Annotated in this window: 17 protein-coding genes and 1 pseudogene; 10 read left to right on the forward strand and 8 right to left on the reverse strand. The window is 65.6% G+C overall.

Annotated elements, in window-relative coordinates:
• Positions 1 to 80: 80 nt before the first annotated feature.
• The 6 genes from G370_RS0110870 (at position 81) to G370_RS0110895 (ending at position 11,956) form a co-directional block, all read left to right on the forward strand.
• A complete protein-coding gene (locus G370_RS0110870; RefSeq protein ID WP_019660621.1) occupies positions 81 to 2,114 on the forward strand; it encodes an alpha/beta hydrolase family protein in 2,034 nt (677 codons plus the stop codon).
• 180 nt (positions 2,115 to 2,294) lie between these two features.
• Positions 2,295 to 5,156, forward strand: a complete 2,862-nt coding sequence (locus G370_RS0110875; RefSeq protein WP_019660622.1) for a TonB-dependent receptor domain-containing protein — start codon at positions 2,295 to 2,297, stop codon at positions 5,154 to 5,156.
• Between the two features lie 188 nt (positions 5,157 to 5,344).
• Entirely contained in the window at positions 5,345 to 7,447 is a 2,103-nt protein-coding gene (locus G370_RS0110880; RefSeq protein ID WP_019660623.1) for a M13 family metallopeptidase, read from the forward strand.
• 222 nt (positions 7,448 to 7,669) lie between these two features.
• The gene (locus G370_RS0110885) at positions 7,670 to 9,676 is read left to right on the forward strand and encodes a M13 family metallopeptidase (RefSeq protein ID WP_019660624.1); all 2,007 of its coding nucleotides are present in this window, start codon (positions 7,670 to 7,672) and stop codon (positions 9,674 to 9,676) included.
• 125 nt (positions 9,677 to 9,801) lie between these two features.
• Positions 9,802 to 10,296 carry a VOC family protein gene (locus G370_RS0110890; RefSeq protein WP_019660625.1) on the forward strand — a complete coding sequence of 165 codons (495 nt, stop codon included), beginning with the start codon at positions 9,802 to 9,804 and terminating at the stop codon, positions 10,294 to 10,296.
• A 76-nt stretch (positions 10,297 to 10,372) separates the two neighbouring features.
• Complete coding sequence (locus G370_RS0110895; protein ID WP_026347085.1) at positions 10,373 to 11,956, forward strand: phytoene desaturase family protein; 1,584 nt, start codon at positions 10,373 to 10,375, stop codon at positions 11,954 to 11,956.
• 98 nt (positions 11,957 to 12,054) lie between these two features.
• Here G370_RS0110895 and G370_RS0110900 read toward each other — a convergent pair whose 3' ends face one another.
• The 7 genes and pseudogenes from G370_RS0110900 to G370_RS0110930 form a co-directional block, all read right to left on the reverse strand.
• Positions 12,055 to 12,729, reverse strand: coding sequence for a rhomboid family intramembrane serine protease (locus G370_RS0110900; RefSeq protein ID WP_005410509.1), 675 nt, complete (start codon positions 12,727 to 12,729; stop codon positions 12,055 to 12,057).
• 93 nt (positions 12,730 to 12,822) lie between these two features.
• Positions 12,823 to 13,161 (reverse strand): MGMT family protein, encoded by a 339-nt coding sequence (locus tag G370_RS0110905; RefSeq protein WP_239502454.1) that lies wholly within the window; start codon positions 13,159 to 13,161, stop codon positions 12,823 to 12,825.
• Positions 13,158 to 14,078 (reverse strand): DMT family transporter, encoded by a 921-nt coding sequence (locus tag G370_RS0110910; protein ID WP_019660628.1) that lies wholly within the window; start codon positions 14,076 to 14,078, stop codon positions 13,158 to 13,160. Before G370_RS0110910 ends, G370_RS0110905 begins: the two co-directional genes overlap by 4 nt.
• A gap of 159 nt (positions 14,079 to 14,237) precedes the next feature.
• Complete coding sequence (gorA, locus tag G370_RS0110915; RefSeq protein WP_019660629.1) at positions 14,238 to 15,596, reverse strand: glutathione-disulfide reductase; 1,359 nt, start codon at positions 15,594 to 15,596, stop codon at positions 14,238 to 14,240.
• Positions 15,593 to 15,736: pseudogene (locus G370_RS1000000121360) on the reverse strand (amino acid dehydrogenase); the annotation flags it as partial. The pseudogene G370_RS1000000121360 and the gene gorA, both read right to left, overlap by 4 nt.
• Before the next feature lie 15 nt (positions 15,737 to 15,751).
• Positions 15,752 to 16,996, reverse strand: coding sequence for a DUF418 domain-containing protein (locus G370_RS0110925; protein ID WP_019660631.1), 1,245 nt, complete (start codon positions 16,994 to 16,996; stop codon positions 15,752 to 15,754).
• Positions 16,997 to 17,095: 99 nt separating this feature from the next.
• Complete coding sequence (locus G370_RS0110930) at positions 17,096 to 17,578, reverse strand: FKBP-type peptidyl-prolyl cis-trans isomerase (RefSeq protein WP_010482989.1); 483 nt, start codon at positions 17,576 to 17,578, stop codon at positions 17,096 to 17,098.
• A gap of 111 nt (positions 17,579 to 17,689) precedes the next feature.
• Between G370_RS0110930 and G370_RS0110935 the strand changes: the two genes are divergently transcribed.
• Positions 17,690 to 18,229, forward strand: a complete 540-nt coding sequence (locus tag G370_RS0110935; protein WP_026347086.1) for a C40 family peptidase — start codon at positions 17,690 to 17,692, stop codon at positions 18,227 to 18,229.
• A 131-nt stretch (positions 18,230 to 18,360) separates the two neighbouring features.
• On the forward strand, positions 18,361 to 19,134 hold the full coding sequence (locus G370_RS0110940) for a C40 family peptidase (RefSeq protein WP_019660633.1): 774 nt from the start codon (positions 18,361 to 18,363) through the stop codon (positions 19,132 to 19,134).
• 220 nt (positions 19,135 to 19,354) lie between these two features.
• Here G370_RS0110940 and G370_RS0110945 read toward each other — a convergent pair whose 3' ends face one another.
• Positions 19,355 to 20,689, reverse strand: a complete 1,335-nt coding sequence (locus G370_RS0110945) for a dicarboxylate/amino acid:cation symporter (RefSeq protein WP_019660634.1) — start codon at positions 20,687 to 20,689, stop codon at positions 19,355 to 19,357.
• 153 nt (positions 20,690 to 20,842) lie between these two features.
• Between G370_RS0110945 and G370_RS0110950 the strand changes: the two genes are divergently transcribed.
• Together G370_RS0110950 and G370_RS0110955 are read left to right on the forward strand one after the other, a co-directional pair.
• Positions 20,843 to 22,549, forward strand: coding sequence for an alkaline phosphatase (locus G370_RS0110950; RefSeq protein ID WP_019660635.1), 1,707 nt, complete (start codon positions 20,843 to 20,845; stop codon positions 22,547 to 22,549).
• Positions 22,546 to 23,091, forward strand: a complete 546-nt coding sequence (locus G370_RS0110955) for a WG repeat-containing protein (RefSeq protein ID WP_019660636.1) — start codon at positions 22,546 to 22,548, stop codon at positions 23,089 to 23,091. The genes G370_RS0110950 and G370_RS0110955 overlap by 4 nt, the downstream gene beginning before the upstream one ends.
• The last annotated feature ends 467 nt before the right edge of the window (positions 23,092 to 23,558 follow it).

Consider the following 23,558-nt stretch of genomic DNA (forward strand, 5'->3'; position numbering starts at 1 on the left):
TTCACGCCAAGTTGACGAACCGGGCGCCCTCGTTCATCTTCAGGTCATCTTCCAGTCAAACTGCCAAGGATGCCCTGTACATGAAAGCCACACGCCTCTTCGCCCATCTGGGCGCTGCTGCTACGCTGCTGGGCCTGGCCGTGGGCCAGGCGCTGGCTACACCGCTGCCGGTCGACGACTTCGCCAAGATTCCCGCCATCCAATCGGTCACCATGAGCCCCGATGGCAAACAGCTGGTTGCGATCATCGCTGCCCCGGGAAGCAACAACGGTGACACCGCTCTCGCCAACTGGAACCTGGACAATCTCGGCGCAGGCCCGGTGGCCATCACGCCCTCCGGCGACCGCATGAAGTTCATCGCCGCCAGCGCATTGAAGGCCGGCCGCAGCCTTGTCATCGGCCGCCAGGAACTTACCGCGCAGCTGGCCGGTTGTGGAGAAGGCAACTCGGTGGGAAACACCAAGACTTTCCTATCGAAGGCTTACCTGACCGACACTTCCCAGACCAAGTTCGACGAAGCATTCGCCGACAATTCACGCAAGCTTGGCATCAGCGAACAGACACAACGCTGCCTGGAACTGGCGGGAACTGCGTCACTGGTTCACTCGCTCCCAATGGACCCTGACAAGGTCATCATTTCACAGATCAATCAGTCAACGTTCTCGGCAGGCTACTACCTGTTCAATCTCAAGACCGGACAGACCGAGCTGCTCTTCCGTGGCGACGCGCGCTCGACGCCCGGGTTGTTCCATCCCCGCAGCGGCGAACTCCTGACAAGGACCCAGATCGAACCGGCCGGGTCGAGCGAGTACGAACAGCAGATCCTGATCAAGGACAAGGCAAGCGGAAAGTTCGAGAAGCACGATGCGCTGACAACCAAGCTCAGCGAACGCTACACGATGGACGTGGCGGGCATCGATGACCAGACCGGCAAGCTCTACATCCTCACCGACAGATTTTCCGAGCAGGTGCAGGCCCGCCTGTACGACCCAGCAACCCAGACCTTCGACAAGGAGCCGCTGGCCGCCCACCCGCAGTATCCGATCAGCGGCCTCATCCTCGGCAGCAAACCCAGCAACTTCAATCAGGTTCTGGGCTTCTATGTGGATGGGCCGCGGCGCGAAGCGATCTATGTCGATCCGCAGATGAAGGCCCTCTTCGACGGCCTCAAACAGGCCTATCCGGGGAAGTACGTCGCCATCACCGGCTACAACGACGATCTCTCCCGCGTGCTCTTTACCACCAACAGTGCCGACACGCCGACGACCTATCACATACTCAGCGACCGCAAACAGGTGACCACCCTGGGCAGTGAGCGACCCTGGATCGATGGCAGGCAGATCGGCCAGCAACGCTGGGTCACCTATACCGCCCGCGACGGACGAAAGATTCCCGCCATCCTTGATCTGCCTGCGGGCTGGAAGGAAGGGGGAGAACCACTTCCAGCGCTCGTGCACCCGCACGGTGGCCCATGGGCTCGTGACTATGCCGGCTGGGATGCATCTGGCTGGGTGCCTTACTTCACCTCGCGTGGCTACGCTGTCATCCGCCCCCAGTATCGAGGCTCAACCGGCTTTGGACGCGACCACTGGCTCGCGGGTGACAGGCAGTGGGGGCTGACCATGCAGGACGACAATGACGATGCGGCTGCGTGGCTGGTGCAGCAGGGCATCGCCGCAAAGGACCGCCTGGCCATCTTCGGGTACTCCTATGGCGGCTTCGCAGCCGCTGCAGCCACGGTCCGCAGCCCCTCGCCTTTCCAGTGTGCCATTGCCGGAGCGCCCGTCACCGATCTCGGCAGAGTCGGCATGTCATGGAGCGAGAACCGCCTGCAGCGCATCCTGCAGGGGCAGACCGTCAAGGGAATGGACCCGATACAGAACACGGCCAAGGCGACCATCCCGGTACTGCTTTACGTCGGAGATCGTGACGTACGTACTCCGGCGTTCCACGCCCGATCGTTCTACAACGCAGTCCAGGGCAAGGTTCCGGCGAAGTTCGAGTTGATCGCCGACATGCCGCACAGCATGCCGTGGTACCCGAGCCACTACCGGGCCACGCTGCCGCTGATGGCCGACTTCCTGGCCAAGGACTGCGGCCCAGGCGGCCTGTAGGCCGCCCAGGGAGGCACCCTGCCGTCGTCCACGCAGCTGGGGAGCTCTCCAGCTCCCCACCGGTACATGAATACGCCATTAGCAAAAGCGCGTTACATACGGGTAATGTTCATGTTGCATTTACTTTACGCCGTACATACACTCCGTTAACCGAAGCATAACAAGTGGGGATCCGACACAATGCGCAAGACCAACCGCCTTATTACGCCCAGCCGCCTGCCGCTCGCTCTGGCAGTGATTGCCTGCCTGCAGGCAGCCCCGGTGCTGGCCCAGGAATCCACCCGCGAGGAAGCAGCGGCGTCAAGTGCTTCGACGTCTGACAAGAAGGCCACTGATCTTGACAAGGTTACGGTCACCGGCTCCCTGATCCGTCGCGCGGACTATGAAACCACCTCGCCGGTGTTCACCATCGACACCGAGCGCAATGCCGCCCAGGGCCAGACCAGCGTCAGTGAATTCCTGCAGAAGTCGGCGATCGGCGCCGCCGAAACGCAGATCACCAATCAGTTCGGCGGCTTCACCACCAATGGTGGTACCGGCGTACAGACGTTCTCGCTACGCGGCCTGGGTGCCAATCGCACGCTTATCCTGCTTGATGGCCAGCGTCCGGGCCCGGCCGGTACCCGCGGCGCGGTCGGCGCGTTCGACCTGAACGTGCTGCCCACCGCCGTCCTGCAGCGTGCCGAGATCGTGAAGGACGGTTCGTCCTCCATCTATGGCTCCGATGCCGTCGCCGGCGTGGTCAATCTGATCACCAAGAAGAACTTCGACCGTCCCGAGCTGACCGTCAGCGGTCGCGTTCCGACCGAAGGCGGCGGTGAAGTATTCTCGGCGTCGCTGGCCAACGGCTGGAACTTCGACAATGGCAGCATCGTCGCCGCCGTGGAATGGTACCGCCAGAACGAACTGACCCGCGGTGACCGCGATTTCTTCAAGTGCGCCGAAGATATCGTCTGGGACGACAAGGGCAACCGCATCGACCGCGTCGACCGCTCCATCCTGGCCGGCACCAACCTGGCCAACTGCCAGAACATGCTGCACAACGTCATCGACGTCGGTTCCGTCCGTTACGTGCCGAGCACCGATGGCAGCACGGTTGGCCCGTTCCCGGGCTATCGTCCGCGCGCCAACCAGACCTATGCCAACGGCAACCCCGTGGCGACGTATCAGGAGCCGTACAACTTCCAGGCTTACGGCCAAGCCCAGATCATCAACCGCCAAGAGCGCAAGACGGTCTACTTTGCCACTGACTTCGGCTTTGATTCGTTCAACTGGAAGACCCAGTTCCTCTACAACAACCGCACCACGGACAACTTCTCGTGGCGCCAGTTCTTCCCGACAGTGCTGATCCCCGGCACCACCACCCGCGCTCAGCCGGTGCTGCCGTTCAAGTCTGCTTCCGAGACCGAAGTTGATTACTACTACTTCGCCAACAAGTTCGATGGCGGCTTCGGCAGCAGCACCTGGGGCTGGGAAGTCAATGCCAACTACAGCCACTCCAGTGGCAAGTACAGCAACCTTGGCATCCGCAACTCGATCAGCGGCGACATCGGCCGTCCGGGTACCGGCACTGCAGCTGCGAACTACTTCGACCCGGGCTATCTGAATGGCTCGAAGGTCGACGAGCTGGTCTCGATCCTCGGCGTCTGGGCCAAGGGCAAGACCACCTACGATCAGACCACGGTCAACGCCGTGTTCAGCGGTGAGCTGTTCGATCTTCCGGCCGGTGCCGTGGCTTCCGCCGTCGGTGTCGAGTACCGCAACTACAAGATCGACGACCAGCCGGGTGCCGATTTTGCCGACATCTGGGGTTCGACCACCGCCGGTCGCACCAAGGGCGACGAGAAGGTGAAGGAAGCGTTCGTCGAACTGGATGTGCCGGTCTTCAAGGGAGTTCCGGGCATCGAGTCGCTGTCGCTGAACGGCTCGGCCCGCGTCTTCAAGTACGACACGGTGTCCGGTTCGGACAAGGTGTGGAAGTTCGGTGTCAACTGGCAGATCATCCCGTCGCTGCGCCTGCGCGGCACCATCGGTACCTCCTACCGTGCACCGGGCCTGTATGAGCTGTACCTTGGCAATCAGACCGGCTTCCAGGCGCAGACCGCGATCGATCCCTGCATCCGCTGGGCTGAAGGCAACAACAGCAACGCTGCTGCCAACTGCGCCGCTGCCGGTATCCCGGGCGACTACACCGCCGCAGGCAACAGCAGCGCCACCGTCTTCACTCGTGGCGGCGCTGGCGGCGACCTGAAGCCGGAAACCTCGCGTGCACGCAGCATCGGCCTGGTGTTCACCCCGGAATTTGCTGACCTGAGCGTTGCGATCGACTACTTCGACTACGAAGTCAGCGACCAGATCACCGCGCTGAGTGCAGCGTCCATCCTGGAAGGCTGCTACGAGTCGACCACCTATCCGAACCGCTACTGCGACCTGATGCGTCGTAATCCGAATTCGGGTACCAACGCGAACATGATCACCGAGGTGTATGCGCAGTACCTGAACATCAACCGCCAGCGCACCCGCGGCTGGGATCTGACCCTGAACTGGGAACACGAGTTCAGCTTCGGCAAGTTCTCGCTGGACTCGCAGGTCACCTACACGGTTGAAGACACCGCCGAGCTGTTCGACAGCGCAGCGGCCAGCGGCCTGTCCTCGTCGGACCAGCTGGGTGATTTCGGTCGCCCGGACCTGGTCGGCAACCTGGGCCTGAGCCTGGAGCGTGGCGACTGGACCTACAACTGGATGACCCAGTACATCGCGTCGACCAAGGACCCGGACCTGCTGGAGACGTTCACCTATCAGGGCCGTCCGAATTCCTACCGCGACATCACCGCTGGCAGCCGCTGGTATCACACCGCCTCGGTGAGCTACGAGCAGGCCGATTGGCAGATTCTGGTGGGCGTCTCCAACGTGTTCGATGCCAAGCCGCCGCTGATCTCCAGCAGCGTCTACTCTTCGCGCTACGGCAACACCCACCCGTTCGCCACCCAGTACGACTACTACGGTCGCACCCCGTTCGTGCGCCTGAAGTACAAGTTCTGATCCACCGCTGACCGCAACACCCGACAGACCCGGCTTTTGCCGGGTCTGTCTTTTCCGGGCCACCAAGCGGCCCCCTTGCACCCGGCCATGACCTTCGACACCCTTGCAGGTCTGGCCGGCGGCGTATCGTTCGGCCCACGGCCGTCCCACGGCCTTTCCCTGACTCACTCGGCCTGGAGGCCATCAAAGTGACCCGTACTCCCAAGATCGTGCTGCTGACCCTGGCCGTTTCGGCCGCGCTGGTCGGCTGCGGCAAGACTGAAACCCCGGCCAAGGACGCCACCGCCTCCACGCCGGCCGCGGCCGAAGCCACCAACTACACGCTGGACGAAAGCAAGCTGCCGGCCTACAACGCTTTCCAGCCCAGCGATCTGGATACCACCAAGGACGCCTGCGGCGCCTTCGGCGACTATGTGAACAGCAAGTGGCTGGCCGCCAATGAAATTCCGGGCGACCGCACCAGCTGGGGTGCGTTCACCATCCTCGACGAGCGCTCGGTGGCCGTGCAGCACCAGCTGGCCGAACAGGTGGCGCAGGTCAAGAATCCGAACCACATCGAGAAAATCGTCGGCGACCTGTGGGCCACCGGCATGGACGAGGCCAAGATCAATGCCCAGGGCATCGAGCCGCTGAAGGCCGACCTGGCCGCCATCGACGGCCTGCAGGACAAGGCGGCCATCGCCGATTACCTGCGCACCAGCGCGGCCAGGGGCGACAACGTCCTGTTCGGCTTCGGTGCCGAAGCCGACTTCAAGAACTCGGCCGTGAACATGGCCTACGCCAGCCAGGGCGGCCTGGGCCTGCCGGACAGCACCTATTACACCGACGCCAAGAATGCCGACAAGCTGAAGGCCTACCAGGCGCACGTCGCCAAGGTGCTGGAGCTGTCCGGTGTCGCCGCTGCCGACGCCGCCAAGCAGGCCGAGGACGTGGTCAAGTTCGAGACCCGCCTGGCCAAGGCCTCCAAGTCGCGCGTGGAGCTGTCGCGCAACGTCGAGCTGTACTACAACCCGGTCACCCTGGCCGATGCCGACAAGCTGACCCCGAACTTCAGCTGGACCGAGTTCTTCAAGTCGCAGGGCGTGGCCGCGCCGGAGAAGTTCTCGCTGGCCATGCCGGCCTTCCATGAGGAAGTGAGCAAGGCGCTGGGCGATACCGACCCGTCGGTGTGGCGCGCCTACCTGCGCTTCCACACCGTGGACAGCGCCTCGCCGTACCTGGCCGATGCCTTCGTGCAGGAAAACTACGAGTTCTACGGCAAGACCCTCAACGGCCAGAAGGAACAGAAGCCGCGCTGGAAGCGCGTGCTGGGCACCATTGAAAACGATGCGGGTGAAGCCTTCGGCCAGCTGTACGTGAAGGTTGCCTTCTCGCCGGAAGCCAAGGCGAAGATGGAAGAACTGGTGAAGAATCTGGCCGCCGCGCTGAAGGAACGCATCCAGGGCTTGAGCTGGATGAGCGAGGAGACCAAGGCCAAGGCCATCGCCAAGTGGGAAACCTTCACCCCGAAGATCGGCTACCCGGACAAGTGGCGTGACTGGTCGGGCCTGCAGACCCAGCGCGACAGCTTCCTGGGCAACGTGCGCGCGGCCAACGAGTTCAACTACAAGTTCAACCTGTCCAAGATCGGCAAGCCGGTGGACAAGACCGAGTGGGGCATGACCCCGCAGACGGTCAATGCCTACTACAACCCGCTGCAGAACGAGATCGTGTTCCCGGCCGCCATCCTGCAGCCGCCGTTCTTCGACCCGAAGGCCGACGACGCATTGAACTACGGCGGCATCGGCGCGGTGATCGGCCACGAAATGACCCATGGTTACGACGACCAGGGCGCGCGCTTCGGGCCGACCGGCAACATGGAAGACTGGTGGACCGCCGCTGACAAGAAGAACTTCGAAGGCCTGACCGGCAAGCTGGTCAAGCAGTTCGACCAGTACAAGGTCGACGGCCAGGCGGTGAACGGCCACCTGACCCTGGGTGAGAACATCGCCGACCTGGGCGGCCTGGCTACCGCCTACGATGCCCTGCAGAAGGCCAGCGCCGGCAAGGAAGACCCGAAGGTGGACGGCTTCACCCGCGACCAGCGCTTCTTCTTCAACTGGGCCACCGTGTGGCGCACCAAGTACACCCCGGAGAACGCCAAGGTCCGCCTGGCGACCGACCCGCACGCCCCGGCGCAGTTCCGCGCCATGGGTGCACCGTCGAACCTGCCGACCTTCGCGGCCGCGTTCCAGTGCAAGGCCGGTTCGCCGATGGCCCGCACCGGCGAGCAGCAGGTGGTGATCTGGTAAGTCCTGGCTGACGCTGTTGCAGACCTGCAAAGGCCCGGGAATTCCCGGGCCTTTGTTTTTCCGGGGTGTCTTTCATCCACGCATGGCGTGGATCTACTGATCCCGGCGCTTCCCGGTAACTGCCGACCTTGGTCGGCGAATGCACCGCGACGCGTGCATCCCGCGCCCATGTCCGGCTTGCTATAGTGCGCGCGCCCTCAATCCATCACGGATTCGTTCCACATGCCCAACTTCCGTCCGCTTGCCATCGCCCTGGGCATCAGCCTGGCGACCCTGGTCCCGACTCACGATGCGTTCGCCGCCAAGAAGAAGGCCGCACGCGCTCCGGCCGTCAGCGCCCAGTGCAGCGACTTCTACGACGCCACCAATGCAGGCTGGCTGAAGGCCAACCCGGTGCCGCAGACCGGCGCCGTCACCGCGCTGGGACAGCTGGTTGACCGCAGCCGCCAGCAGCAGCGTGAACTGCTCGACGCCGCGATGAAGTCGCCGCAGGGCAATGTGCAGAAGCTGCTGGGCGACTTCTGGGCCAGTGGCCTGGACGAAGCCGCCGTGGAAGCAGACGGCTCCAATCCGATTGCGCCGCTGCTGACCCGCATCAACGCCATCAAGAAGGCCAAGGATGTGCCGGCCTCGATCGCCGCGCTGCACCAGGTCGGCATCCCGGTGGCCTTCAACTTCGGCCCGGACGTCGACCTGAAGGCGCTGGATCGTCACATCGGCTACTTCATGCAGGGCGGCATGGGCCTGCCGGATCCGGCGTTCTATACCCGCACCGACGCCGACACCGTGGCGCTGATGGGCCGCTACCGCAACTACGTCAAGCAGATCCTGGCGCTGACCGGTACCCCGGCCGCCAAGCTGGATGCCGAGTCGCAGGCGGTGATCGCGCTGGAAACCGAACTGGCACGCAATGCGCAGTCGCTGGCCGGCATCAACAACCCGTTCAACAACTACGCGCCCATCTCCACCAAGGAGCTCAACAGCCGCTACCGCAACCTGCAGCTGGACGCGTTCCTGAAGGCACAGGGCGTGGACGATGACCTGGTCTCGCTGGCCGACCCGGGCCTGTTCAAGCAGCTCGATGGCATGGTCACCAAGCTCAAGCCGGAGCAGTGGAAGGCGTACCTGCGCTGGCGCGTGGGCGACTCGATGGCGCCGTACCTGTCCAAGGCCTACCGCGACGCCGAGTTCGAATTCCGTGGCCGTGTGCTGCGTGGCCAGACCCTGCCGCCGCAGCGCTGGGAATCCGTGCTGGATGCAATCAATGTGGCCGCCGGCCCGATGGTCGGTCGCGAGTACGCCGCCCGCTACCTGTCGGCCGAAGATCGTCGCCAGGCCGCATGGATCGTCGACAAGGTGCGCGAAGTACAGATCGAGGCGGTAAAGAACAGCAGCTGGATGAGTGCCGAAGCCAAGACCGAAGCGCAGGCCAAGCTGGCTGCGCTGAAGATCGAGATCGGCACTCCACTGCGCGACCTGGACTACAGCGTGCAGCCGATGGGCCGCGGCTCGTTCGGTGGCAATATGCTGATCGCGTCGACCTGGCGCCATCGCGAGGAAATGAAGCGCATCGGCAAGGGCAACGCCGACCGTCGCTGGGACGTGCTGCCGCAGCAGCCGTCGCTGGCCTATGACCTGGCGCAGAACCGCCTGATCGTCACCGCCGCGATCCTGCAGGGCCCGGTGTTCAACGCCAAGGCCGACGCCGCCGACAAGTTCGGCAGCTTTGGTGGTCTGGTCGGCCATGAACTGACCCGTGCGATCGATGCCAAGGGCGCGCTGGTCGATGCCAAGGGTGAGCTGCGCAGCTGGTGGACTCCGGCCGACAAGACCGCCTGGACCCTGCTCGGCAATCGCGTGGCCGCGCAGTACAGCGCCTACGACTTCCCGGGCGTGAAGGGTGCCAAGGTCAACGGCACGCTCACCCAGGAAGAGAACCTGGCCGACATCGCCGGCCTGGAACTGGCCTGGGCCGCATACACCGCGCAGGAGCCGAAGGCCAAGCCGGCACAGCAGCAGGGCTTCTTCCGCGCCTGGTCGACGTTGTGGGCGCAGCAGCTGTCGCCGAACGAGGCCGCGCGCCGCCTGACCGCCGACATCCGCGCGCCGGGCCTGTGGCGCAGCAATGGCACGCTGGCCAACCTGCCGGCCTTCGGTGCCACCTTCAGCTGCAAGGCCGGCCAGCCGATGCAGCGCAGCGAAGCCGAGCAGATCAAGGTCTGGCGCTGAGCCAGCCGTCACGCTGGGGATGCAGAGGGCGCCTTCGGGCGCCCTTTTTTTTGCGGATGCAGCACGATCCCGGGTTAACACCGCCCGTGCTATCGCTGCGCCTTCGTCCGCTGCGGAGCCCGACCATGGCACACAAGAACACGATCTGTATCTGGTACGACAACGGCGCGCTCGAGGCCGCCACCTTCTATGCCAACACCTTTCCCGACAGCGCGGTGAGCGCTGTCCACCACGCCCCGGGCGACTACCCGGACGGCAAGGAAGGCAACGTACTGACGGTCGAATTCACGGTCTGCGGCATCCCCTGCGTCGGCCTCAACGGCGGCACCGCGTTCAAGCACAGCGAAGCATTTTCTTTCCAGATCCAGACCGAGGACCAAGCCGAGACCGACCGCCTGTGGAACGCGATCGTCGGCAACGGTGGCCAGGAGAGCCAGTGCGGCTGGTGCAAGGACCGATGGGGCGTTTCCTGGCAGATCAGCCCACGCATGCTGATCGAAGCGGTGACCAGCCAGGACAAGGCACTGGCCAAGCGCGCCTTCAACGCGATGATGCCGATGAAGAAGATCGACATCGCCACCATCGAAGCGGCAATCAAAAAAGGGGACGGAGGGGATTAAGTCGTTATTCCCCATTGTCTGTGACCCAATGCGAATTGCGACTTAATTCCCTCCGTCCCCTTTTTCCGAGGTGCTGATGTCCTGGGATGCGATCATCATCGGTGGTGGCCACAACGGCCTGGTCTGCGCGGCCTATCTCGCACGCGCTGGCAAGAAGGTGCTGGTGCTGGAACGTCGTGGCGTTCTCGGCGGCGCGGCGGTCACCGAGGAATTCCACCCCGGGTTCCGCAACTCGGTGGCGTCCTACACGGTGTCATTGCTGCAGCCGAAGGTGATCGACGACCTGCAGCTGCATGCGCATGGGCTGCGCATCATCAATCGCCCGGCCAACAACTTCCTGCCATTGCCGGACGGCCGCTACCTGCTGTCCGCACCGGGCCGCACCCAGGTCGAGGTCGCGAAGTTCTCCGAGCGGGATGCACAGCGGCTACCCGAATACGAAGCGCGCCTGGAGATCTTCGCCGACGTGCTGCGCGCCTGGGCCCTGCGCGCGCCACCGGACCTGGGTGTAGCAGGCGGTTGGCGTGCGCTGCCCGCGCTCTGGCAGATGGGCCGCCTCGGCCGCGAACTGGCAACGCTGGATGCTTCGCTACGCCAGGAACTGCTGGACCTGTTCACGCTGTCGGCCGCCGAGTACCTGGACAGCTGGTTCGAAAGCGAGCCGATCAAGGCCCTGTTCGGCTTCGACGGCATCGTCGGCAACTACGCAAGCCCGTATACACCGGGCAGTGCCTACGTGCTGCTGCACCACGTATTCGGCCAGTGCAATGGCATGAAAGGTGCGTGGGGCCATGCGATCGGTGGCATGGGCGCGATCAGCCAAGCCATCGCCACTGCCGCGCGGGAGGCCGGGGCCGAGCTACGCGCGGATGCCGGTGTGCAACGCCTGCTGATCGAGCAGGGTCGTGTCGTGGGCGTGGCACTGGCCAACGGCGAAATCCTGCGCGCACGCGCGATGATCGCCAACGTCAATCCAAAGCTGCTGTACGAGCAGATGCTGGCACCGGAGCAGGTACCGGTCGCAACGCGCGAACGCATGGCGAACTGGCGCTGCGGTTCCGGCACGTTCCGGATGAATGTCGCGCTGTCGCAGCTGCCGGACTTCCGGGCTCTGCCCGGTCCCGGCGATCACCTCAGCGCCGGCATCATCATGGCCCCAAGCCTGGATTACATGGACCGTGCCTGGCTGGATGCGCGTCGCAATGGCTGGTCACGCGAACCAATCGTGGAAATGCTCATTCCCAGCACGCTGGACGATTCGCTGGCGCCGCCGGGGAAGCACGTCGCCAGCCTGTTCTGCCAGCACGTGGCGCCCGTGCTGCCCGGTGGGCGTCACTGGGATGATCATCGTGAAACGGTGGCCGATCTGATGATCGCCACCGTTGAACGGTATGCGCCGGGTTTCGCTGGCAGCGTACTGGGCCGCCAGGTGCTGTCACCGCTGGATCTGGAGCGCACCTTCGGCTTGATCGGCGGCGACATCTTTCACGGAGCGCTCAGTGCCAACCAGTTGTTCTCGGCACGGCCAATGGTTGGCCAGGCTGGCTATCGTGGCGCCCTGCCCGGCCTGTATCTGTGCGGGTCGGGAACACATCCCGGGGGCGGCGTGACCGGCGCGCCAGGTCACAATGCGGCGCAGGTAGTGTTGCAGGATCTCTGAAGGCGTGCCGACCGGCGGTCGGCACCTACCGCGTCAAATGATCCTGGCGAGGTGTGCCAACCAAGGTTGGCACCTGCAGCGTCAAATGATCCTTCGGATCATTTGACGCTGCGCAGATGGTTCGGGCGCTTCGGTGGACCCGGCGGGCGGCGCTTGTTGAACGGCGGTTGCCCGCGCCAGTAGCGGATCAGCAACCAGCCGAACAGCATGCCCCCGAGGTGCGCGAAGTGGGCCACGCCCGGCTGCCAGCCGGTCATGCCCAGCACCAGTTCGCCCACGCCGAACAGGATCACGAACGTGCGCGCCTTCATCGGGATCGGCGGGAACAGCAGCATCACCCGCTGGTTCGGGAACAGCATGCCGTAGGCCAGCAGCAGGCCGAACACGCCGCCGGAGGCGCCCAGCACCGTGGCCGGATTCTCCAGCAGCGTTCCCACCAGCAGCTGGCAGACACCGGCACCGGCCACGCAGACCAGGTAGTACAGCAGGAATCGCTTCTCGCCCCAGGTCTGCTCCAGCGGCGCACCGAACATGAAGACCGCCAGCATGTTGAAGAACAGGTGGCCGAAGCTGCCATGCAGGAAGCCATAGGTCAGCAGCTGCCACGGCTGGAAGTTGCCGCCCGGCGAGAACGCATCGAAGCCCTGCTGCAGCGGTTGCAGCATGAACGGCTCGAAGGTCTGCATGCCGAGCAGGAACGGCTGCTGCAGCAGGAACAGGATCGCGTTGGCGATCAGCAGGGCCTTGGTGACGGTTGGCAGTCGCGGGAACATGGGAGCACCGGCATGGAACGACCTCCATCATAGCCGCAGCACCGCGCCTTGTTGGCGACCCGCAGGTCCGGCCTGTTCAGTCGCCAGCGGCGCTCAGCCCGGCCCCCATACGGCAGCATCCAGCGCTACCGTCGGATCGGTCGTGGGCATCCGCACCCGGCCGTTCTCAACCACCACGCCCTCGGCACGCAGCCGCTGCGATTGCTCACGCCAGCCCGCCGACCCTTCTTCCATGGCAATGCGCCCATCCGAGCGCAGCACGCGGTGCCAGGGCAGGTCCGGGTCGTCGTTCTGGCCCAGGATGCGCGCGGTCAGGCGTGCTCGCCCGGGCAGGCCCGCGCGCATCGCCACCTGTCCGTAGCCCATCACCTGCCCAGCCGGGATCGCGCGGATCACCGCCAGGATGCGCGCACGCGCCTGCTCCGGCGTCAGCGCCGCAGGCGGGTCACCAGCAGAACGCCGATCAGCACCAGCACGGTACCGGCGATCTGTGCCGGCCCCATCGGTTCGTCGAGCAGCCATAGGCTCATCACGATGGTGGAAACAGGGCCCAGCATACCGACCTGCGCGGCAAGCGACGAACCCACGCGCTGCACCGCCAACATGATCGCCAGCACCGGCAGCACCGTACAGACAGTGGCATTGACCAGCGACAGCCACTGTACCGGCGCCGGTGCCTGCCACAGCAGTGGCAGCGGATGGGTCACCGCGAAATGCAGCAGCACCAGCACGCTGGCCACGCAGCTGGCATAGGCGGTCAGCCGCACTGCACCGATGCGCGCGACCACCTGCCCGCTGCCGAACAGGTACAGCGCGTAGCTGAGCGCACTGCCCAGCACCAGCAGGCTGCCGACGATGATCTGGCCGCCCTCGCGCTGCAGGTCGTGCCCGAAGGCCAGCAGCACGCCGAGGTAACTCAGCACCAGCGCGCCGATCTGCCAGCGTCCCGGCCGCTGGCGCGCCAGCAGCACGTTGATCAGCAGTACCAGGGTCGGGTTCAAGTACAGGATCAGCCGCTCCAGGGTCACGCTGATGTACTGCAGGCCCTGGAAGTCGAGCAGGCTGGACAGGTAATAGCCGGTGAAGCCCAGCCACAGCACGCGGGCGCGATCAGCCCAGGACAGCGGCTCGGCCCGGCGCGCGGCCCACAGGGCCATCAGTACGAACAGCGGCAGCGCCATCAGCATGCGCAGCGCGAGCAGCGTGGTGGCATCGACGCCATGGCGCAGGCCGAGCTTGACGATGATCGCCTTGCCCGACGCGGCAATGGCACCGATCGCGGCGAGGCCGATGCCGCCCAGCGCAATGCGTGGGGAAGCCGTAGCGATGCGGGAAGCGGGAGTGGACATCAGGACGACGGCGGGCCGCGCAGGGCGGCCCGGTAAGACGTGGGGACGCCCATTGTCGCACGGGGGCGCCCGCTGCCCTGTAGAGCCGAGCCCGCGCTCGGCTTCGCCAGGCCGGGGCGAAAGGCAGCCGAGCAGGGCTCGGCGCCACAACGGCCCGGCTCAGCGCATCAGCACCACTTCTTCGGCCGAGGTCGGGTGGATCGCCACGGTGTCGTCGAACTGGGCCTTGGTCGCGCCCATCTTCACCGCCACGGCAAAGCCTTGCAGGATCTCGTCGGCCGCTTCGCCCAGCAGGTGGATGCCCACCACGCGTTCTTCCGGGCCGGCACAGACCATCTTGAACAGGCTGCGCTGGGGGCCGTTGGCCAGCGCCTGCAGCATCGGGCGAAAGCGGCTGTGGTAGACGCTCACCTGGTCGAAACGCCGGCGCGCTTCCTCCTCGCTCATGCCCACCGCGCCCAGCGGCGGATGCGAGAACACCACGCTGGCCACGTTCTCGTAATCCATCTTCGACTGCGGGCGGCCCCCGAACAGCCGGTCCATCAGCCGCCGCGACGCGGCCACCGCCACCGGGGTCAGGCCGACCTTGCCGGCGATGTCGCCGACCGCATGCACGCTCGGCACACGGGTGGTCTGCCACTCGTCCACCTGCACCTGCTCGTGCTCGCCGATGTCGATGCCGAGCGCTTCCAGACCCAGGCCACGGCTGTTGCCGCGGCGGCCGGCAGCGAAGAACACCGCATCGAACACGCTGTCGAGCGGGCCATCATGGCCGAATGCACGTACGCGCTCACCATCGCGCTGCAGTTCGCGCAGGCGATAGCCGAAATGGATGCGCACGCCCTGCTGCTTCAGGTTCTCGGCCAGCTGATCGGTCAGCTCGTAGTCGAAGCGATCCAGCAGCCGCTGACCGCGCACCAGCAGGCTCACCCTGCTGCCCAGTGCCTGCAGCAGGCCAGCCAGCTCCACCGCGATGTAACCGCCACCGATGATCGCCACCTCGGCCGGTGCCGCGCGCAGATCGAAGAAATCATCGGAAACCAGGCCCAGTTCCGCGCCGGGAATGTCCGGGCGCAGCGGGTGCGCGCCGGTGGCGATCAGGATGTGTTCGGCGCTGTAGCGCACGCCATCGCTGCAGGCCACGGTGTGCGCATCGAGCAGATGGCCGCGCGCCGGAATGCGCACCACGCCGGTTTCGTCCAGGCGCTTGTGGTAGCTGGTATGGATATTGCTGATGTAGGCCTGGCGATGTATCACCAGTTCCTTCCACGACAGCGCCGGGCGCGCTTGGACATCGAAGCCCATCGCACTGGCTAGGCCGATGCGCTCATGCAGGTCAGCTGCCAGCCACATGGCCTTCTTCGGCACGCAACCGACGTTGACGCAGGTCCCACCCAGTTCGCCCGGCTCCAGCAGCGCCACGCGCTTGCCGTGCTGCGCGGCGCGGATCGCACCGGCCAGGCCGGCGGAGCCGCCGCCGAGGACGATCAGGTCGTAGTCATAGGGTGCAGTGCTCATCGGAATCGCTCGGGTCGGTAGGGGGCAGGGTCGATCACCGGCGTACGGACGCAGACGAGATCGGCGATCAGCTGGCCGTTGCCGGCGCTCATGCTGATGCCGAGCATGCCATGCCCAGCTGCAAGCCAGACGTGAGGATGCGCGCCCTGCATCGATCAGCCCTGCCCGGCTCCACGCCGCATCGGTGGCCACTGGCGATAGGTCATTGCACGCCATAGCCATTCCACCGGACCAAAGCGGAAGCGCGCCAGCCACGCGTGCGAAACAGCCACCTGCGCTGCGAATACCAGCAGCGCGAACAGCAACTGCACGCTGCGCGGCATCCGCTCGAACCCGCCCAGGCCATAGTGGTAGAACAGCCAGGTACACAGCAACGACTGGGCCAGGTAGTGGGTCAATGCCATGCGCCCCACCGGCGCCAGCCATCCCAGCCGCGCGCGCCAACGCACGATCCACGCCAGGTAACCCAGGCACATCGGCATCCCGCCGATCGTCACCAGTGCCATCGCTGCGGTCACCGGCAGGTCGTAGGCGCCCGGTGCCAGATACGGCTTCCAGGCAACGCCGAGCAGCGTGACCGCCAGGCCCAGCGGCAGCGCCACCCAACGCAACAGCACGTACAGCCGTGGGAAGCGCTCGGGTGATACCAGTGCACCGCTGCTGGCGAACCAGCTGCCGATCAGGAACATGCCCAGCACTTCCGGACCGGTAATCAGCAGCGCGCCCATCGACGATCCGAACTCGTGCAGGCGCTGCGCGGTGGCCTGCATCCAGCTGCCGTGCCCGTACACCAAGCGCTGCTGCGCGATGGCCTGCTGTGCTTCGGCAAGCATCTTCTGCATGTCTTCGGCCGAAGCCATCGACACCATCGCGCCCACCAGCAGCGTCAGCGCAACGCCGCCCAGATAGACGATCACGCCCATCCACGGCAGCCAGCTGCGCGGCGCCTCGCGGCAGGCCAGCAACGGCAACGAGACCAACGCGTACATCACCAGGATGTCGCCGGACCAGACCAGCAGCGCGTGGCACAGGCCGATCAGCAGCAAGCCAGCACTGCGGCGCAGGTAGAACGGGGTGAAGTCGCGCCCGGCTGCCTCAGCGCGCTGCGCCATCACCGCGAAGCCGGTGCCGAACAGCAGCGAGAACAGGGTGAAGAACTTGCCCTGCACGAACACGTACACAAAGGCATCGGCCCAGTAGTCGATGCCCCGCCAATGCACGTCGATGCCGGTGAAAGCCAGGTCCAGCGGTCCGCTGAAGGCCTCGATGTTCATGAGCAGGATGCCCAGCAACGCCGCACCGCGCAGCACGTCCAGTATGGCGATGCGTTCGCCGGAAGCCATCGGCTGCAGGGAAGGAGAAGCGGCGTTCACGGGGCATCCGTCAGGCAGGTCCGCCATTATGCCGCCGGCCCACACGCCATGTATGGCCGCGTCGTGTTCCAGAAACGCAACGGCCCGCCGAAGCGGGCCGTTGCTGCCATCACGATCGCGCTGCGATCAGTGGTGGTGGCCGCCGTCGCCGTGGACGTGGCCGTGGTCGATCTCTTCCTTGCCGGCTTCACGCACGTCAACGATTTCGACGTCGAAATGCAGGTCCTTGCCAGCCATCGGGTGGTTCAGGTCGACGTCGACGACGCTCATGCCGACCTTCTGCACGGTCACCGCACGCGGGCCGAAGTTGGTCTGCAGCACGACCTGCTGGCCCGGGGCCAGCTTGGTGTTGCCGAAATGCTTCTTCGGCACGCGCTGGGACAGGCCCTCGCGGCGCTCGCCGTAGGCATCAGCGGCAGTGACGTCTACGCTGAAGGTCGCGCCGGCTTCCTTGTCCATCATGGCGTTTTCCAGGCCCGGGATGATGTTGCCGTGGCCGATCAGGATCGCCAGCGGCTCGCCGCGGTCCTTGGACGATTCGATCGGCTCCTGGCCGACTTCGGAAACGGTGTAGTGGAAGCGGACAACGCGGTCTTTTTCGATCTTCATGCGCAACTCTGTCTGGATCTGCCGAAGGCAGGCGGGTTGGGGCGGGTTGTCGCCCGGCGGGGACGCCGCCATCATGACGGCCAATCCAAGGTGGCGCATTATCCGGAGATCATGCACATCACGCCAGTTTCGTCCGGCCAGCGCCGGTTTCTCGCCCCGGCCCTGCTGCTGGCCCTGCCCCTGTTGATGACCGCCTGCGGCGGTGGCAAGGCCACCCGCCCGGCCCCGCCCCCGCCCACGGCGAACTGGCCAAAGACCGTGCCGGACAACCCCGAGGCGGCCAACTCGGTGCTGATGCGCGCCATCAGCCTGGTCGGCACGCCCTACCGCTATGGCGGCAACACCCCGGATTCGGGCTTCGACTGCAGCGGCCTGGTCGCCTATGTCTATCGCGAGATGCTGGACCTGCGGCTGCCGCGCACCTCCCGCGACCTGGCGGCGGTACAGGGACCGAAGATCGACCCGCAGCGCCTGGCCACCGGAGACCTGGTGTTCTTCGGCAGCCGCGGCAGCGTCACCCATGTCGGTATCTATGTGGGTGAAGGGCGCTTCGTGCACGCGCCGAGCACCGGCGGCACGGTACGCCTCGACTCGCTCAGCGGTCCCTACTGGAAGGACCACTACACAGGGGCGAAACGCGTCCTTCGCTAAAATGAACAGGCGATATGTTCAAAACTGTGACGTCCATCACCACGAAACTAACGATTTACTAACGGAATTTTTAACTTATTGCCGCTTTTACAGGGCATGATGCCCCATCGTTTTTTTCCTGTGACCGACGCGTGACGACTGACGACCTGAAAAGCGAAGGCCAGACTTCCGTATCTTCACGTGGTGCCCGCCCGCTGTTGCTTGGCCTGGCACTGTGCCTGACCAGCCTTCCGGCCTGGTCGCAGACCGCTCCGAATCGTTCCGATGTGACCCCGGCCCCGGTGGCTGAGAGCACCGCCCGACCGGCCACCAAGGCCGAGGCCGCTGCTCCGCAGCGCAGCCGCGTCGATGCCGCCGCCAGTGCCACGCTGGCCGCCCTGCTGCCGCATCTGGCCGCCAATGACACCATTCCGCTGATGGACCGCTCGGCCGTGGTGGCCGGCGATCTCAGCCGCCTGCTCGCCAACTACGACACCAGCAGCGCCGCCAATGGCAGCGTTGTCGGCACCGCCGCCGATAACGGCAAGGTGCAGTCGCTGCTGCGCCGAGCGATGACCCTGCTGGGCACCCCGTACCGTTGGGGTGGCAGCAACCCGGACAGCGGTTTCGACTGCAGCGGCCTGGTCGGCTATGTGTTCCGTTCGGCGCTGGGCATCGAGTTGCCGCGCGTCTCGCGCGAGATGGCGCACGATGACAACGCCGAACTGATCAACGACCGCACCGCGCTGGCGGCGGGCGACCTGGTCTTCTTCGGCCGCAAGGGCCGCGTCGACCACGTCGGCATCTATGTCGGCGACGGCCGCTTCCTGCACGCCCCCAGCTCGGGCAAGGATGTGCGCGTGGACACCCTGCTCAGTGGCTACTGGGGCAACAAGTTCATGCAGGCCCGCCGGGTGGATCTCTGACCCCTGGCGCTACAGCGCCGCCTGATGCAAGAAGCCGCTGCCCTGCAGCGGCTTTTTTGTTGGGCCCGTAATGGTGGGTGGCTGCCGACCTTGGTCGCCACCGGCTCCATCCATGCATGGTGTGGATCAAGCGGAGGCCGCCTTGGCCGACACCGCCTCGGCCATCCCCCAAACAAAAGGCCCGCCGGTCAGGGCGGGCCTTTCAATTCAGCACACCACCTCAGGCGCGCGGTGGTGTCGGGTCGGGATCATCCACGCCCACGTTGCTGGACGGGTTGTCGTACACCGCCTGGTCAAGCAGCCCGGTCTCCTTGGCCACGATCACCGGTACCAGCATCTGGCCCGTCACGTTCGTCATCGTGCGCATCATGTCCAGGATGCGATCAATGGCATACAGGTAGCCGATGGTCTCCAGCGGCAGGTTGGCCGCACTCAGCACCACCGTGGCCATGATCACCGCAGTACCCGGCACGCCGGCGGTACCGAAGCTGCCCAGCACCGAGGCGATCAGCACCACCACGTACTGCTCCGGAGTCAGCGGCACACCGCTGTACTGTGCGATGAACACCGCGCACAGCGCCGGGTAGATCGCGCCGCAGCCGTCCATCTTGATGCTGGCGCCCAGCGGCACCGCAAACGAACCGTAATCCTTGTTCACGCCCAGGTTGTGGGTGATCGAACGCAATGCCACCGGCATCGCCGCGAAGCTGGAAGAGCTGACGAACGCAACCTGCATGCCCGGCGCCGCACCACGGAAGAACTTCAGCGGGTTCAGTCCGTGCGCCAGCAGCAGTGCGCTGTAGACCACCACGATGTGCAGGGCGCAGGCCACGTACAGCGCCAGCACGAAATGCCCCAGCGGCAGCAGCTTCTCGAACCCGTAGCTGCCGACCAGACCGGCGATCAGGCCAAAGGTGCCGATCGGGGTGACTTCCAGCACGAAGCGGGTCACCTGGATCATGATGTCGCTCATCTGGCCGACCAGCTTGCGCGCCTCGGTCACCTTCTCGCCGAGCTTGACGATGGCGAAGCCGACCAGGCCAGCGAAGAAGATGACCGGCAGGATCGAGCCACGGCCGGCGGCCAGCACGGTTTCGCCGGCCGCGTTGACCTTGGTGCCGATACCGGACAGCGCATAGAAGACATTGGCCGGTACCACGTCCAGCAGCACCTGCACCACGCTGGGCACTTCGCGCGGCACGTAATTGCTGGCCATCGTCAGCTGCAGGCCACCGGCGCCGGGCTGCAGCACGGTGCCCACGCCCAGGCCGACGCACACCGCCAAAGCAGCAGTGATCACGAACCACAGGAAGGTGCGGCCACTGAGCGCGGCAACCGACTTCTGGCCGTGCAGCGACGAGATCGCATTGATCACCGCGAAGAACACCAGCGGCACGGCGATCATCTTGATCAGGGTGACGTACAGCTCGCCAAGCGGGCCGAACCACGTTTCCGCGGCCGGGCCGAGCGCCCAGCCGGCCAGCGCGCCGAGCACGAAGCCACCGACCACGCGCTGCCAGAATGGAATCCGCAGCCAGGCAGAGACCAGCTTCATAGGCAATCCAGAGGGAAGGAAGGGATGCTGGCACGATAGCCCATCAACGGCTGGGGAACGACCGCCCGACCGGCAAATCAGTGTGTCATCGGCGTGCCTTGCGAGGGCGGGCATAATGAACGTCCCGTTACAGTTTGTGAGATCCCAGCGTCCATGCGCCGTTCCGTCTCCCTGTTGGCCGCCTGCGCCACCACCCTGCTGCTGGGCGCCTGCGCCAGCACCACCCCCGCCTCTGCCCCGGCCGGCCTGAAGGTCGCCGTCGATCCCGTCGCCCACCCGGCCGGCGAAACCCCGCAGTGGTGGTACCGCAGCGGCGCTGCCCAGGCCGCCGCCAACGGCGCGATGTCCGGCAAGGCCAAGAACGTCATCCTGTTCCTCGGCGACGGCATGAGCCTGACCACCGTGGCCGCCTCGCGCATCTACGAGGGCCAGCGCAAGGGGGGCTCCGGTGAAGAGAACCTGCTGTCCTGGGAGCGCTTCCCGGCCACGGCGTTCAGCAAGACCTACAACACCGATTCGCAGACCCCGGATTCGGCCGGCACCATGACCGCCATCACCACCGGTGTGAAGACCCACATGGGTGCGATCGGCGTCAGCGCCGGCAGCCGCACCGACTGTGCCGACAGCCTGTCCAAGGGCCTGCTGACCTGGCTTCAGCTGGCCGACAGCGCCGGCCTGGCCACCGGCGTGGTGTCCACCGCGCGCCTGACCCATGCCACCCCGGCCGCGACCTACGCGCACTCGCCCGAGCGCAACTGGGAAAACGATACCGACCTGACTGAAGCGGCGAAGGCGGCCGGCTGCAAGGACATCGCCCAGCAACTGCTGTCGACTTCGCGCTACGGGCGCGGCCCGCTGGTCGCCCTCGGCGGCGGGCGCGGGGAATTCACCACCGTGGAAGAGCGCGACCCGGAGTACGACGACAAGGTCGGCCAGCGACTGGATGGGCGCAGCCTGGTGCAGGAATGGCAGCAGGCCCATCCGCACGGCGCCTACGTGTGGAACAGCAAGCAGCTGGCCGCCGCCGCCAACGCACCGGCGATCCTCGGCCTGTTTGAACCGGACCACATGCGCTACGAGTACGAGCGCCCGCAGGATCCGGGCGGTGAGCCGAGCCTGGCCGAACTGACCGCAGCGGCGATCAAGAATCTGTCGAGGCACCCGGAAGGCTACGTGCTGATGATCGAAGGCGCACGCATCGATCACGCCAACCACAGCGGCAACGCCTACCGTGCACTGACCGAAACCGTGGCGCTGTCCGATGCGGTGCGCGTGGCCAGCGAGCTGACCTCGGCCGACGACACCCTGATCATCGTTACCGCCGACCACTCGCACACGCTGAACTTCGTCGGCTACCCGGCGCGCGGCAACCCGATCCTGGGCAAGGTGAAGGACAAGGGCGGCGAAGATGGCGCCGGCAAGCTGGACTACGCACTGGACGGCACCGGCCAGCCGTACACCACGCTGAGCTACGCCAATGGCCCGGGCCACACCGGCAGCAGCAACCAGCAGCCGGCCGGCCCGAAGCGCTATCCGCACAACCCGAGCAGCTTCGAACCGGCCAACGGCCGCCCGAACCTGCGCGAGGTCGACACCGAGCATCCGGACTACATGCAGGAAGCGCTGGTGCCGATGAAGTCCGAATCGCACGGTGGCGAGGACGTCGGCATCTGGGCACGCGGCCCGGGCAGCAAGGCGATCCGCGGCACGCTGGAACAGAACGCGATCTATCACATGATCGTGCAGGCCACCCCGGCCCTGCGCGAGCGCCTGTGCCAGGCCGGCACCTGCGATGACAAGGGTGTGCCGGTGCAGCTGCCGGCACCGACCGCGTTCGAGCGCAAGGCCGAGGCCAAGTGATCGCACGGCAGGCCCGCCCTGACGCTGCCAGCGGCCGCTTCGCGCGGTCGCTGGCCCTGCTTGGCATGCTGGTCAGCGCCACTGCAGCGGCACAGGCACCGGCATGCAAGCTGCTGACCGACGAACACGGGTTGTGGCCGCTGCCCAACTGCGAGGTGATCGATCACCGGCCGAAGATCAGTGCCGACACGCTGAAGGCCCTGAATTACGACGACCACGGTCTGGCAGTGGTGTACGCCGACCAGGGTTTCCACTACGTCGACCGCAAGGGCCGCAGCCTGCCGGTGCTGACCTGGGACAACGGCCCGGAAACGCCGCAGGAAGGCCTGCTGCGCGCCCGCGTAGGCAACCGTGTGGGTTACTTCGACCTGACGTTCCGCCAGGTGGTACCCGGCACGTTCGATTTCGCATGGCCGTTCCAGGACGGCGTCGCCGAGGTCTGCAATGGTTGCCGTCGTGGTACGCCGGATGCCGATGGCCACACGCCGATGGAAGGCGGAGAGTGGTTCCGCATCGACCGTTCGGGCCGTCGGGTGAAGTAGGGTTTTCGGCAGGGCTGCGCCCTGCACCTGCAGACGCAACGGCAACGGCAACGGCCGGAAGCAACAGCAACAGCGTGCATTCCGTGGGATGGCGGGGCACTGTGGGTGTGCGGGGACGGCGCGAGTACGTCCATGTAGCCTTGGTCGCCGCATCCATGCGGCTCACACCCCGCAAACCCACAGTGCCCAACCTTCGACAGTTTTCCGGCGGCTGTTGGTAGGTGTCGACCTTGGTCGACACATCTGTCAGATATCGAATGAGTCATCCACGCATGGCGTGGATCTACTGTGTCCACCAAGGTCGACACCTACCAAAGCGGTGCAAGACGCCGTTCCGACAGATCGCGGCAATCTGTCGAAGGCGGGGTGGGTCCGGTTGCGGGGGCGTGAGCCGCATGGATGCGGCGACCGAGCTTACATGGACGTACTTGCAGCGTCCCCCGCAACCGGACCCACCCCGCCATCCC

This window comes from Stenotrophomonas hibiscicola ATCC 19867 (assembly GCF_000382065.1).
GTDB classification, from domain to species: domain Bacteria; phylum Pseudomonadota; class Gammaproteobacteria; order Xanthomonadales; family Xanthomonadaceae; genus Stenotrophomonas; species Stenotrophomonas hibiscicola.